This window comes from Streptomyces sp. NPDC051286 (assembly GCF_044455345.1).
Classification (GTDB): Bacteria; Actinomycetota; Actinomycetes; order Streptomycetales; family Streptomycetaceae; genus Streptomyces.
Genome location: NZ_JBITER010000035.1, coordinates 47,584 through 60,397, shown reverse-complemented (window position 1 = coordinate 60,397; position 12,814 = coordinate 47,584). Strand labels below are relative to the sequence as shown.

The following is a 12,814-nucleotide window of genomic DNA, read 5'->3' as shown; positions in this document are numbered from 1 at the left end:
GGCGGGCCGCCGGCCTCGGGGCGCCGGGGGGGTGTGTTTGCTTCTCGGGGGGCCGCCCGGGGGGGGGGGGGGGGGGGGGGGCGCGCCCCCCCGGGGGGGGGGGGGGGCCCCCCCCCCCCCCCCCGGCAGTGGACGCTGTTCTACGGCCTGCGGGCCGAGGTCACGCGGTAGACGTCGTAGACGCCCTCCACGCCCCGTACCGCCTTCAGCACGTGTCCGAGGTGCTTGGGGTCGCCCATCTCGAAAGTGAAGCGCGAGGTGGCCACCCGGTCCCGTGAGGTCTGGACGGCCGCCGACAGGATGTTCACATGCTGGTCGGACAGGACGCGAGTGACGTCCGAGAGCAGCCGCGACCGGTCGAGGGCCTCGACCTGGATGGCGACCAGGAAGACCGAGGACTGGGTCGGCGCCCATTCGACCTCCAGGATCCGCTCCGGCTGCTGGGACAGCGAGTCCACGTTGACGCAGTCGGCCCTGTGCACGGAGACGCCGCTGCCACGGGTGACGAAGCCGATGATCGGGTCGCCGGGGACGGGCGTGCAGCAGCGGGCCAGTTTGACCCAGACGTCCTCGACGCCCCTGACGACCACACCCGGATCGGCGTTGGAGCGGCGCTTGCCGCGGCTGCGCGAGGGCGGCGCGCTCTCGGCCAGGTCCTCGTTGGCTGCGTCCTCGCCGCCGAGCGCCTGGACCAGCTTCTGCACGACACCCGCGGCCGCGACATGGCCCTCGCCGATCGCCGCGTACAGGGACGAGATGTCCGGGTAGCGCATCTCGTGGGCCAGGGTGACGAGCGAGTCGCCGGTCAGGATCCGCTGGATCGGCAGGTTCTGCTTGCGCATGGCGCGCGCGATGGCGTCCTTGCCCTGCTCGATCGCCTCGTCGCGGCGTTCCTTGGAGAACCAGGCGCGGATCTTGTTCCGGGCACGCGGCGACTTGACGAAGCCCAGCCAGTCCCGGGACGGTCCGGCGCCGGCCGCCTTGGAGGTGAAGACCTCCACGAGGTCGCCGTTGTCGAGGGTGGATTCGAGCGGTACGAGCCGCCCGTTGACCCGTGCCCCTATGGTCCGGTGGCCGACCTCCGTATGCACGGCGTACGCGAAGTCGACCGGGGTCGCGCCCGCGGGCAGCGCTATGACGTCGCCCTTGGGCGTGAAGACGAAGACCTCGTTGCGGGAGAGGTCGAAGCGCAGGGACTCGAGGAACTCGCTGGGGTCCTCGGTCTCCTTCTGCCAGTCGAGGAGCTGGCGCAGCCACGCCATGTCGTTGACGGTGTCCTGGCCGCGGCCGGTGTTCTTGGGTACGTCGGTGCGGATCTTGGAGGCGCCTGCGACGGCCTCCTGCTTGTACTTCCAGTGCGCGGCGATGCCGTACTCGGCACGGCGGTGCATGTCGAACGTACGGATCTGCAGCTCGACGGGCTTGCCACTGGGACCGATCACCGTGGTGTGCAGTGACTGGTACATGTTGAACTTGGGCATCGCGATGTAGTCCTTGAACCGGCCGGGGACCGGATTCCATCGCGCGTGCACGGTGCCGAGCGCCGCGTAGCAGTCACGGACGGTGTCGACGAGGACGCGGATTCCCACCAGGTCGTAGATCTCGGCGAAGTCCCGGCCTCGCACGATCATCTTCTGGTAGACGCTGTAGTAGTGCTTCGGCCGTCCGGTGACGGTGGCCTTGATCCGGGCTGCGCGCAGGTCGGCCTGGACCTCGTCGGTCACTATGGCGAGGTATTCGTCGCGCTTGGGGGCCCGCTCGGCGACGAGGCGGACGATCTCGTCGTACATCTTGGGGTAGAGGATCGCGAACGCGAGGTCCTCGAGCTCCCACTTGATGGTGTTCATGCCCAGGCGGTGGGCCAGGGGCGCGTAGATCTCAAGCGTCTCGCGGGCCTTCTTCTCCTGCTTCTCCCGCTTGAGGTAGCGCATGGTGCGCATGTTGTGCAGCCGGTCGGCGAGCTTGATGACGAGGACCCTGGGGTCCTTGGCCATGGCGACGACCATCTTGCGTACGGTCTCGGCCTGCGCCGCCTCGCCGAACTTCACCTTGTCCAGCTTGGTGACGCCGTCGACGAGCAGGGCGACCTGGTCGCCGAAGTCCCGGCGCAGGGTGTCCAGGCCGTATTCGGTGTCCTCGACCGTGTCGTGCAGCAGACCGGCCATCAGCGTCGCCGGATCCATGCCGAGCTCGGCGAGGATCGTCGTGACGGCGAGCGGATGCGTGATGTACGGGTCGCCGCTTTTGCGCTTCTGACCGCGGTGCCAGCGCTCGGCGACCTGGTAGGCGCGCTCGATCTGGCGCAGCGTGGACGTCTCGATCTTGGGGTCGTTGCTGCGGACCGCCCGCAGGAGCGGTTCGAGGACCGGGTTGTACGGGCTGGAGCGCTGCACGCCGAGCCTGGCGAGCCTGGCCCGTACCCGGTTGGAGGAGCCGCTGGAGCGGGCCGGGCCGACCGGGGCCACGGGCTTGGCGGTCGGCTTGGCCGGAGGCTTCGGGGTGACCGGAGGAGGAAGGGCAGGGGCAGGCTGGGCAGGGGACACCGGCGCGGCCCCGTTCACGCTGGAGGGAGTCTGCGAGGCGCTGCTCGCCGGTTCGGGAGCCGGGGGCTTCGGCTTCTCCTTCGCCGCGGGCTGCTTCTTCCCGGGCGTGGCTGGGACCGCCGCGGGCTTGTCGGGCTGCGGGGCGGCGACTGGCTGGGCCTCGTCTGGCAAGAGCGCTCCTCGTGCGGATCCGGACTCCCGGAAAGGCCATCGTATCGAGACTGCGGCCCGGCCTCCCCCGGGGACCGTAGGACCCTCACAACGCGGGACGGGCACCCGGCTGTTCCCGGTGCCCGTCCTGAGTGTGCCGGTGCGCCGATGTCCGAAGTGCCGCAAGGGCTGAGCAGCGCCGCGATACGTGGGGCGGGGCCCGGCCCGGCTCCTTGGGGTGAATACCGCAGACACACCATCGGGTGCCCGGACATTGTTCCGGGCACCCGATGCATGCGTGACAGTCTCAGACGCGGATGAGCGCCTCCAGCGGAGCGCCGGCCAGACCGGACTCCAGACGGGCCCGGCCGTCGAGGAAGCCGAGCTCCATGAGGACCGCGACACCGGCGACCCGGGCGCCGGCCCGTCGGATCAGCTGCAGTGAAGCCTCGGCGGTGCCGCCGGTGGCAAGGACGTCGTCGATGACCATGATCTGGTCCTCGGCCGTGAGGTCCTCCGCGTGTATCTCGATCTCCGCGGTGCCGTACTCCAGCTCGTACGCCTGGCTGAGCGTGGCACCGGGCAGCTTCCCCGCCTTGCGGACGGGTACGAAGCCGAGCCCGGCCCGGACCGCGACCGGCGCGGCCAGGATGAAGCCACGCGCTTCCAGACCGACGACCTTCGTGGCGCCGTGCCGTACGCACAGCTCCGCGAGGGCGTCGGTGAGGGCCGTGAACGCGACCGGGTCCGCGAGCAGCGGGGTGATGTCCTTGAACATCACGCCCGGCTTCGGATAGTCCGCCACGTCACGGATGCGGCTGAGCAGCAGTTCCCTGGTGCTCTCGGTGGTGCTGGTCATCGACGATTCCCCGAGGTCCGGCCGTGGCCCCTGGGGGGCTGCTGGCGCTGACCGACGACCGCGGCGGCGGGGGCGGGGTCCCCGTCCCCGATGGCGTCGTCCTCGTACGGCTGCTCGTCCTCGACGGACTCGCCCTTGGCGGCGGCTGCCGCGCGCTTGGCGAGGATCCGCTTCTTCAAGGCCTTCATCTGCGGGTCGCCTTCCTTGAGGTCGGCGACCAGCGGGGTGGCGATGAAGATCGAGGAGTACGCGCCGGCGGCGAGGCCGACGAACAGGGACAGCGAGATGTCGTTCAGCATGCCGGCGCCGAGGACACCGCCGCCGATGAACAGCAGACCGGCGACCGGCAGCAGCGCCACGACAGTGGTGTTGATGGAGCGGACCAGCGTGCCGTTGATCGAGCGGTTGGCGATCTCGCTGTACGTCCAGCGGGTCTGCTTGGTGATCCCCTTCGTGCCCTCCTTGAGGCTGTCGAAGACGACGACTGTGTCGTACAGGGAGTAACCGAGGATGGTCAGCAGACCGATCACCGTCCCCGGGGTGACCTCGAAGCCGACCAGGGCATAGACCCCGACCGTGATCGTGATGTCGTGGATCAGCGCGACCAGGGCCGCGATGGCCATGCGCCACTCGAACGCGATGGCCAGGTAGATCACCACGAGGACCATGAAGACGCCGAGGCCGGTCCAGGCCTTTTTGGCGATCTGCTCACCCCAGCTGGGGCCGACCAGGTCGGCGTTGATCTTCTCCTCGGGGACCTTGAGGTCCTTGGCGAGCTGCGCCTTGACCGCGTCGGACTTCGCCAGGTCGACTTCGCTGACCTGAATGCGCAGACCACCGTTGCCGAGCTTCTGGACGATCGCCTGATGGCCGGAGGCGGAAACCGCGGATTCCTCCGCCTGGGCAACCGTGGCACTGGTCGACGGGGTGGTGAAGACCGCGCCGCCCTTGAACTCGATCCCCATGTTGAGTCCGCTGACCGCCAGGGCGACGACGGCCGTGATGGTGATCAGGATCGAGATGCCGTACCAGATCTTGCGCTTGCCGATGAAGTCGTAACCGACCTCGCCGCGGTAGAGCCGGGCGCCGAGATTGCCGAGTCGCGACATCTCACGCCTCCTTCGGGTCGGTGGGGGCGTTGACACGGCGCGAGCGGCGCAGCGGCGGCTTGGCGCCGAGCCGCCTCGGGTCCAGGCCGGACCACGGGTGACCGCTGGAGAAGAACTTCGTACGGGCCAACAGCGTCATGACGGGCTTGGTGAAGAGGAACACCACGACCACGTCGAGCAGGGTGGTGAGACCCAGCGTGAAGGCGAAGCCCTTGACCTTGCCGACGGTGACGATGAAGAGCACCGCCGCGGCGAGGAACGAGACGAAGTCGGAGACCAGGATGGTGCGACGGGCGCGCGGCCAGGCACGCTCGACGGCCGGACGCAGGGTGCGGCCTTCGCGGATCTCGTCCCGGATGCGTTCGAAGTACACGATGAACGAGTCTGCGGTGATACCGATCGCCACGATGGCACCACAGACCGCGGGGAGGTTCAGCGCGAAGCCGATGGCCGGGCCGAGCAGCGCCATGAGCGTGTAGGTCAGTATCCCGGAGACCATAAGGCTCAGGAGTGCGATGGACGACAGACCGCGGTAGTAGACCACCAGGTAGATGACGACCAGGGCCAGACCGATTGCACCGGCGATCAGACCCGCCTGGAGCTGCTCACTGCCGAGCGCCGCGGTGACCGTGGTGACCGTGTCCTCGTGGAAGGACAGCGGGAGCGCACCGTAGGAGAGCACGTTCGCCAGGTCCTGGGCGGACTGCTGGGTGAAGCTGCCGGAGATCTCGGCGCTGCCGCTGAGCGTCTCGTTCACCTGGGGCGCGGAAACGACCTCGCCGTCGAGCGCGATGGCGAACTGGTTCATCGGCGGCTGCTGCGTGGACAGCTTCGAGGTGATCTGCTGGAACTTCTTCGAGCCCTTGTCGGTGAAGTCCATCTGCACGATCCACATGCCGCGCTGCTGGTCGACCGCGGCCTTGGCGCTGTCCACGTCCGTACCGGAGACCGCGGCCGGGCCGAGGACGTACTTGGCGTCGCCCTCGGAGCTGCACGCGACAGTGGTGTCGGTGGGCTTCACGTTGGCACCGGCCTTCGCGCGGCTGGCCTTGGTGGAGCAGTCCAGCGCCGCGAACTTCTTCTGCAGTTCGGCGGCGGCCGGGTCGACCGGGGCCGACGGGCTCGCGGAAGCCTTCGGCGTGCCGGAGGCGCTGGGGCTGGGCGACGTGTCCTTCGTCAGCGCGCCGGTGACCGCACGGCCCTGGGTGGTGGCGCTCGCCGAGGGAGTGGCCTTGGATCCGGAGGCCGTCTCCTTGTTGCTGGGCGACGCGCTCGGCATCGGCGAGCCGGAGGCCGAGGGGCTGGCGGTGCCGGTGGGCGTCGCCTTGCCGTCGGTGACGGCGAGCACGGGCCGGAAGTAGAGCTGGGCGGTCGTACCGACCTGTTCCCGGGCCTGCTTCGAGTTCGTTCCCTTGGGGATGTTGACGATGATGTTGTCCCGGCCCTCGGTCTGGACCTCGGCCTCGGAGACACCCAGACCATTGACACGGCGTTCGATGATGCTGACCGCGGTGTCCATGTTGGTCTGGTTGATCGCGTCCGGTTTACCGGGCTGGCTCTGCGCCTTGAGCGTGATCGACGTGCCGCCCGCCAGGTCGATACCCAGCCGTGGCGTGGTGTGACCGGACAAGAACATCCCGCCGGTGAGCGCGACCATGGCGATCAGGATCAGAGCCAGGGCGCGCCCCGGCCTGCCCTGACCGCCGGACGGCCCTCGGCCCTTCTTCGGTGCTGCCACCTTCTCGTTTCTCCCTGTCCAACCGCCCCGCGCCGGCTGTGCGCCCGGGCGGCCACGAAGTGTTGTGGGGACCTGCCCCCGCAGAAGATCGCACGGTCCCGGGGATGCCGGACGCTGGTGGGCTCATGGCATCCCCGGGGCGTGAATTACTTCGCGTCGGCCTTGCCGTCGGCCTTGCCCTCGGACTTCTCGTCGGCCTTGGCGTCCTTCGGCTCGACGTCGTCGGCCTCGGCCTTCTTGCCCAGGTCGATTTTGGCATCGTCCGCGTCGTCCGCGTCGGTGTCGACGTCCGTGTCGGCCTCGACGTGCTCGGTCAGCGAGGACGCGTCGTCCGGCACGACCGCGCCGTCGATCTCGTCGTCGTCACCGTGGACGATGCGGTTGTACTCCGCGTCGTCCAGGACGGCACCGATGGCGTTCTTGGCGTAGACGGCGTGGACGCCGGGCGCGACCTCGAGGAGAACCGTGTCGTCGTGAAGCTCCTTGACGGTGGCGTACATGCCCCCGATCGTCCGAACGCCGGTACCGGGCTGCATCTCGTTGCGCATCTGCGCGGCGGCGGCCTGCTTCTTCTTGGCGGACCGGGTCATCAGGAACATGGCCCCGATGAGCACGATGAAGGGGAGGAGAGTCACGGGATTCACGGGACGATTTTCCTTCGCACGACCGCGCTGGAATGCGGCCTGATCTACGGGGGTGGGTACGCCGCCCTGTACGGGCGGCATCGGCGGAGTCTAAGCGAGTCCGCATCGATGGAACAACGCCCAGCATGGCAGCTGGGTTCCAGTCCGGACGAAGCTGTGACGCATCACGCCCCGAACAGACCCTGTTGTCCCTTTCCGCCGTGCTGAGGGGGGACGAGACCGAGATGTGCCCAGGCCGCGGGGGTGGCGACCCGGCCCCGCGGCGTCCTGGCCAGGAGTCCTTCCCGTACCAGGAAGGGCTCCGCGACCTCCTCGACCGTCTCGCGTTCCTCCCCCACGGCGACCGCGAGGGTGGACAGACCGACCGGTCCGCCGCCGAAGAGCTTCAGGAGCGCGCCGAGCACCGCCCGGTCCAGCCGGTCGAGACCCCGCCCGTCGACCTCGTACACCCCGAGGGCGGCGGCGGCGACGCCGCGGTCGATCCGGCCGTCCGCCTTGACCTGGGCGTAGTCGCGGACGCGGCGCAACAGCCGGTTGGCGATACGGGGCGTGCCGCGGGAGCGCCCGGCGATCTCGGCCGCGCCCTCGGCGTCTATCGCGACGTCGAGGAGGCGGGCGGAGCGGTGGATGACGCGCTCCAGTTCGGCGGGGGCGTAGAACTCCATGTGTCCGGTGAAGCCGAAGCGGTCGCGCAGCGGGGGCGGCAGGAGTCCGGCCCGGGTGGTGGCGCCGACAAGGGTGAAGGGCGGCAGTTCCAACGGGATGGCGGTGGCGCCGGGACCCTTGCCGACGATGACGTCGACACGGAAGTCCTCCATCGCCATGTAGAGCATCTCTTCGGCGGGCCGTGACATGCGGTGGATCTCGTCGAGGAAGAGGACCTCGCCCTCCTGGAGGGAGGAGAGGATCGCGGCGAGGTCGCCCGCGTGCTGGATGGCAGGGCCCGAGGTGATCCGGATCGGGGCGCCCATCTCGGCAGCGATGATCATGGAGAGGGTGGTCTTGCCGAGGCCGGGGGCACCGGAGAGCAGCACGTGGTCGGCAGTGGCGCCGCGGGCCAGGGCGGCCTTCAGGACCAGGTCGAGCTGTTCGCGCACCTTCTCCTGGCCGACGAATTCGTCGAGATCCTTCGGCCGCAGGGCGGCTTCGACCGCCGTGTCCTCGCCGTCCGCGCCGGCGTCGACGAGGCGCTCGTCGGTGTCGGGTCCGGTCTCGTCCCAGTTCATTCGGTCAGTCCCGCCTCGGGTGTTTCGGTGCCGGGCCCTGCGGTGCCCGGGCGTCGGGGGTGTCGCGTCCGGCCGGCGTGCGGTCAGCGTGCGCGGTTGAGGGTCTGCAGAGCGGCCCGCAGCAGCTGCGATACGGGCGGCTGGGCGCCCTCCGCGACGGCGGCCTCGGCCTGCGGGGCGACGGCGGTGACCGCCTCGTCGGCCTCACGGGTCGCGTATCCGAGGCCGATCAGGGCGGCCTGCAGCTGGTCGCGCCACGAAGAGGTGATGGCGGTGCCGACACCCTGGTGGCCGATGTGGGCGCCGACGGGCTCGCCCAGTCTGTCCTTCAGTTCGAGGAGGAGTTTCTGCGCGCCCTTCTTGCCGATGCCGGGGACGGCGGTGAGGGCCTTCTCGTCGCCGGTGGAGACGGCAAGGCGCAGGGCGTCAGGGCTGTGCACGGCGAGCATCGCCTGGGCGAGCCGGGGACCGACGCCGCTGGCGGTCTGGAGCAGCTCGAAGACCTGCCGCTGGTCGTCATCGGCGAAGCCGTAGAGGGTGAGCGAGTCCTCCCGTACGACGAGGGAGGTGGCCAGCCTGGCCTCCTGGCCGATCCGCAGGTCGGCGAGGGTGTGAGGGCTGCACTGGACGGCCATGCCGATGCCGCCGACCTCGATCACGGCCGTGGTCGGGGCGAGTGCGGCGACGGGGCCGCTGACGAAGGCGATCATCGGGGGACCTTCCGGACGGGAACTGCGGGTGTACGGGAAACGCGAGGACCACGGGCGGCGACCGCGTGCGCCTGCTGGAGGCGGTTGACGGCCGGGCCCCGCCAGATGTGGCAGATGGCGAGGGCCAGGGCGTCGGCGGCGTCGGCGGGCTTCGGCGGTGCGTCGAGCCGAAGAAGCCGGGTGACCATCGCTCCGACCTGCGCCTTGTCGGCGCGGCCGCTGCCGGTGACGGCGGCCTTGACCTCGCTGGGGGTGTGCAGGGCGACGGGGATGCCGCGGCGGGACGCGCAGAGCATGGCAACCGCACTGGCCTGAGCGGTGCCCATCACCGTACGGACGTTGTGCTGGCTGAACACCCGCTCCACGGCGACGAATTCGGGGCGGTGCTCGTCGAGCCACTCCTCGATGCCGCGCTCGATCGCGACCAGCCGGTGGCCGAGCTCGGCATCGGTGGGGGTGCGGACGACACCGACCCCGAGCATCGTCAGGGGGCGGCCCGCCACACCTTCGACGACGCCTACGCCGCACCGGGTCAGTCCCGGGTCCACGCCCAGTACCCGCATGAAGCGCCCCCCCTCTGCCGATCGGTCAACTGTTCCCGCAGGCTATCGGCTCGCACTGACAATGCGACGGGCCGACGGGGTGTTTCCCCGTCGGCCCGTCGACTCCGCCCGCGCGGAAAGTGCCCCTGTACAGCGGCCGGACGCTGCCCGTCTCCGGGGCATCCCCGCTCACGCGGGGATGCGTCGTCCGCCGTCTCAGGCGTCGACCTTCTCCATGACCTCGTCCGAGACGTCGAAGTTGGCGAAGACGTTCTGCACGTCGTCGCTGTCCTCCAGCGCGTCGATCAGCTTGAAGATCTTGCGCGCGCCTTCCTCGTCCAGCGCGACCTGCATGGTGGGCAGGAAGTTGGCCTCGGCCGAGTCGTAGTCGATGCCCGACTGCTGGAGCGCGGTACGGACCGCGACCATGTCGGTGGCCTCGCTGACGACCTCATAGGACTCACCGAGGTCATTGACCTCCTCGGCGCCCGCGTCGAGGACCGCACCGAGGACGTCGTCCTCGGTGAGCTCGCCCTTGGGGACGATGACGACGCCCTTGCGGTTGAAGAGGTACGAGACCGAACCCGGGTCGGCCATCGAACCACCGTTGCGGGTCATCGCGACACGCACGTCGGAGGCGGCACGGTTGCGGTTGTCGGTGAGGCACTCGATGAGCACCGCGACACCGTTCGGGCCGTAACCCTCGTACATGATGGTCTGGTAATCGACGCCGCCCGCTTCGAGACCGCCACCGCGCTTGACCGCGGAGTCGATGTTCTTGTTCGGGACGGAGCTCTTCTTCGCCTTCTGGATCGCATCGACGAGGGTCGGGTTGCCCTCGGGGTCCACGCCGCCGGTGCGGGCCGCGACCTCGATGTTCTTGATCAGCTTGGCGAAGAGCTTGCCGCGCTTGGCATCAATCACGGCCTTCTTGTGCTTGGTGGTAGCCCACTTAGAGTGGCCGGACATCGCCAGCTCCTTACAACGCGTCGCCAGTAGAAATGAACAACGGAGATCCTACCGGGATCCGTTCACCCCTTGGCGCGCACCATGTCGACGAAGAGTGCGTGAACCCGATGGTCACCGGTCAGTTCCGGGTGGAATGACGTCGCCAGGGCGTTTCCCTGACGTACGGCGACGATATGACCGCCGTGCTCGGCGATCACCTCGGCCCGGGCGCCGACCGATTCCACCCAGGGGGCGCGGATGAAGACGCCCTCGACCGGGCCGCCCTCGATCCCGGCGACCTCGACGGCGGCCTCGAAGGACTCGTTCTGCCGCCCGAAGGCGTTACGACGCACGATCATGTCGATGCCGCCGACGGTTTCCTGGCCCGAGCGCGGGTCGAGGATCTTGTCGGCCAGCAGGATCATTCCGGCGCACGTGCCGTAGACCGGCATGCCGGAGCGGACCCGCTCGCGCAGAGGTTCCAGCATGCCGAACAGGGTGGCGAGCTTGGACATCGTGGTGGATTCGCCGCCGGGTATGACGAGACCGTCGACCTCGGCGAGCTCTTCGGGGCGCCGGACCGGCCTGGCCAGGGCGTCTGCCGAGGCCAGGGCGATCAGGTGCTCCCGTACGTCGCCCTGGAGAGCCAGGACTCCGATCACAGGGGTGTCGCTCATCTGTGACTACCAGCCGCGGTTGGCGTAGCGCTCGGCCTCGGGCAGGGTGTCGCAGTTGATGCCGACCATGGCCTCACCCAGGTTGCGGGAGGCGTCCGCGATGATCTTCGGGTCGTCGTAGAAGGTGGTGGCCTTCACGATGGCGGCGGCGCGCTTGGCCGGGTCGCCGGACTTGAAGATGCCGGAGCCGACGAAGACGCCCTCGGCGCCGAGCTGGCGCATCAGCGCGGCGTCGGCCGGGGTGGCGACGCCACCGGCCGAGAACAGCACGACGGGCAGCTTGCCGAGCTCGGCGACCTCCTTGACCAGCTCGTACGGGGCGCGGAGCTCCTTGGCCGCGGCGTACAGCTCGTTGTTGTCGTAGCCGCGCAGCCGGGCGATCTCGTTCTTGATCTGGCGCAGGTGGCGGACCGCCTCGACGACGTTGCCGGTGCCGGCCTCGCCCTTGGAGCGGATCATGGCCGCGCCCTCGGCGATGCGGCGCAGCGCCTCGCCCAGGTTGGTGGCGCCGCAGACGAACGGCGTGGTGAAGGCGAACTTGTCGCTGTGGTTGACCTCGTCGGCCGGGGTGAGGACCTCGGACTCGTCGATGTAGTCGACACCGAGGGACTGCAGGACCTGCGCCTCGACGAAGTGGCCGATGCGGGACTTCGCCATCACCGGGATGGAGACGGCCTCGATGATCTCTTCGATCATGTTCGGGTCGGACATCCGGGCCACGCCGCCGTCCTTGCGGATGTCGGCGGGCACCCGCTCCAGGGCCATGACGGCCACGGCGCCCGCGTCCTCGGCGATCTTCGCCTGCTCGGCGTTGACGACGTCCATGATCACGCCGCCCTTGAGCTGCTCGGCCATGCCACGCTTCACGCGGGCGGTGCCGGTAGCCGGGGAGTCGGCGGACTGCGGGGTGCTGGGAAGCGTGGACACGGATCGACCTCACTCGGAGAAAAAGATGCTGGAAGTGCTCGGTGATGCACTGCAGAGCAAACTCTCCGGGACCAGTCCACGACAAGGGCCAATAAGAGGCCAGTGGATCGTTTTGGCCGTGTACGGCCGCGTACCGCCTCGTACGGCCCCGTACGGGGTGGGCGGCGGCGCCGCGTCCGGGTCAGCTGACCAGGCGGTCCGCCAGGGCCACAGGCGGCTCGTCGTCCATCTCGAAGGCCAGCGGGAACGGTGCGTGCCCTGCCAGCCGGAACCAGCGCACCGTGCGGTGGCGGCGCAGCGCCCGCGCCGCGCGCACCGCGTCGTTGTGGAAGCGCCGCGCCATCGGCACCCGGCGCACGGCCGCGGCCAGTTCGGACGCCGCCTCCTCACCGCCGGGAATCTCCTTCACCGCCTCCACCTGCGCCGTCTCGCCGAACACCGCCCGCAGCGCGGTGCTGAGCTCGCTCTCCGCCACCTCACGCTGCTCCTCCTCGGACTGCCGGGCGGCGTGCGCGGCCTCGTACAGCACGATGGACGCGGCGGGGTCGAGGACACCGGACGTGGCCAGTTCCTGGGTAACCGAGGCGCGGCGCAGCAGTTGGGCGTCGAGGGCGGCGCGGGCGGCATCGATCCGCGTGTGCAGCCGGTCCAGCCGTCCGGCGGTCCAGCTGAGGTACAGGCCGATCGCGACGAGCGCGACGGCGATCCAGATGAGGGTTTCGATCACGGGCCGCAAGGCTA

The 12,814-nt window shown here is 69.6% G+C and carries 12 protein-coding genes; all 12 read right to left on the bottom strand.

The window, feature by feature from the left end; translation table 11 throughout:
- Positions 1–140: 140 nt before the first annotated feature.
- The 12 genes from ACIBB8_RS28195 to ACIBB8_RS28140 all read right to left on the bottom strand — a co-directional run bounded on the left by ACIBB8_RS28195 (position 141) and on the right by ACIBB8_RS28140 (position 12,800).
- The gene (locus ACIBB8_RS28195) at positions 141–2,714 is read right to left on the bottom strand and encodes a RelA/SpoT family protein (protein ID WP_398956751.1); all 2,574 of its coding nucleotides are present in this window, start codon (positions 2,712–2,714) and stop codon (positions 141–143) included.
- 286 nt (positions 2,715–3,000) lie between these two features.
- Positions 3,001–3,552, bottom strand: a complete 552-nt coding sequence (locus ACIBB8_RS28190; protein ID WP_266987914.1) for an adenine phosphoribosyltransferase — start codon at positions 3,550–3,552, stop codon at positions 3,001–3,003.
- Positions 3,549–4,661 (bottom strand): protein translocase subunit SecF, encoded by a 1,113-nt coding sequence (gene secF, locus ACIBB8_RS28185; protein WP_398956749.1) that lies wholly within the window; start codon positions 4,659–4,661, stop codon positions 3,549–3,551. The genes ACIBB8_RS28190 and secF overlap by 4 nt, the downstream gene beginning before the upstream one ends.
- Before the next feature lies 1 nt (position 4,662).
- Positions 4,663–6,399 (bottom strand): protein translocase subunit SecD, encoded by a 1,737-nt coding sequence (gene secD, locus ACIBB8_RS28180; RefSeq protein WP_398956747.1) that lies wholly within the window; start codon positions 6,397–6,399, stop codon positions 4,663–4,665.
- A 146-nt stretch (positions 6,400–6,545) separates the two neighbouring features.
- Positions 6,546–7,043 carry a preprotein translocase subunit YajC gene (gene yajC / locus ACIBB8_RS28175; RefSeq protein WP_398956745.1) on the bottom strand — a complete coding sequence of 166 codons (498 nt, stop codon included), beginning with the start codon at positions 7,041–7,043 and terminating at the stop codon, positions 6,546–6,548.
- A gap of 164 nt (positions 7,044–7,207) precedes the next feature.
- Positions 7,208–8,269: a Holliday junction branch migration DNA helicase RuvB gene (gene ruvB / locus ACIBB8_RS28170; RefSeq protein ID WP_398956743.1), complete on the bottom strand. Its 1,062-nt coding sequence runs from the start codon at positions 8,267–8,269 to the stop codon at positions 7,208–7,210.
- An 83-nt stretch (positions 8,270–8,352) separates the two neighbouring features.
- A complete protein-coding gene (gene ruvA / locus ACIBB8_RS28165) occupies positions 8,353–8,979 on the bottom strand; it encodes a Holliday junction branch migration protein RuvA (RefSeq protein ID WP_398956741.1) in 627 nt (208 codons plus the stop codon).
- Entirely contained in the window at positions 8,976–9,542 is a 567-nt protein-coding gene (gene ruvC, locus ACIBB8_RS28160; protein WP_398956739.1) for a crossover junction endodeoxyribonuclease RuvC, read from the bottom strand. The genes ruvA and ruvC overlap by 4 nt, the downstream gene beginning before the upstream one ends.
- 195 nt (positions 9,543–9,737) lie before the next feature.
- Entirely contained in the window at positions 9,738–10,490 is a 753-nt protein-coding gene (locus ACIBB8_RS28155; RefSeq protein ID WP_366132959.1) for a YebC/PmpR family DNA-binding transcriptional regulator, read from the bottom strand.
- A gap of 62 nt (positions 10,491–10,552) precedes the next feature.
- Positions 10,553–11,146 carry a pyridoxal 5'-phosphate synthase glutaminase subunit PdxT gene (gene pdxT, locus ACIBB8_RS28150; protein WP_398956736.1) on the bottom strand — a complete coding sequence of 198 codons (594 nt, stop codon included), beginning with the start codon at positions 11,144–11,146 and terminating at the stop codon, positions 10,553–10,555.
- Positions 11,147–11,152: 6 nt separating this feature from the next.
- Positions 11,153–12,073 (bottom strand): pyridoxal 5'-phosphate synthase lyase subunit PdxS, encoded by a 921-nt coding sequence (gene pdxS / locus ACIBB8_RS28145; protein WP_266987900.1) that lies wholly within the window; start codon positions 12,071–12,073, stop codon positions 11,153–11,155.
- Between the two features lie 181 nt (positions 12,074–12,254).
- Positions 12,255–12,800, bottom strand: coding sequence for a hypothetical protein (locus tag ACIBB8_RS28140; protein ID WP_398956733.1), 546 nt, complete (start codon positions 12,798–12,800; stop codon positions 12,255–12,257).
- Between the last annotated feature and the right edge of the window lie 14 nt (positions 12,801–12,814).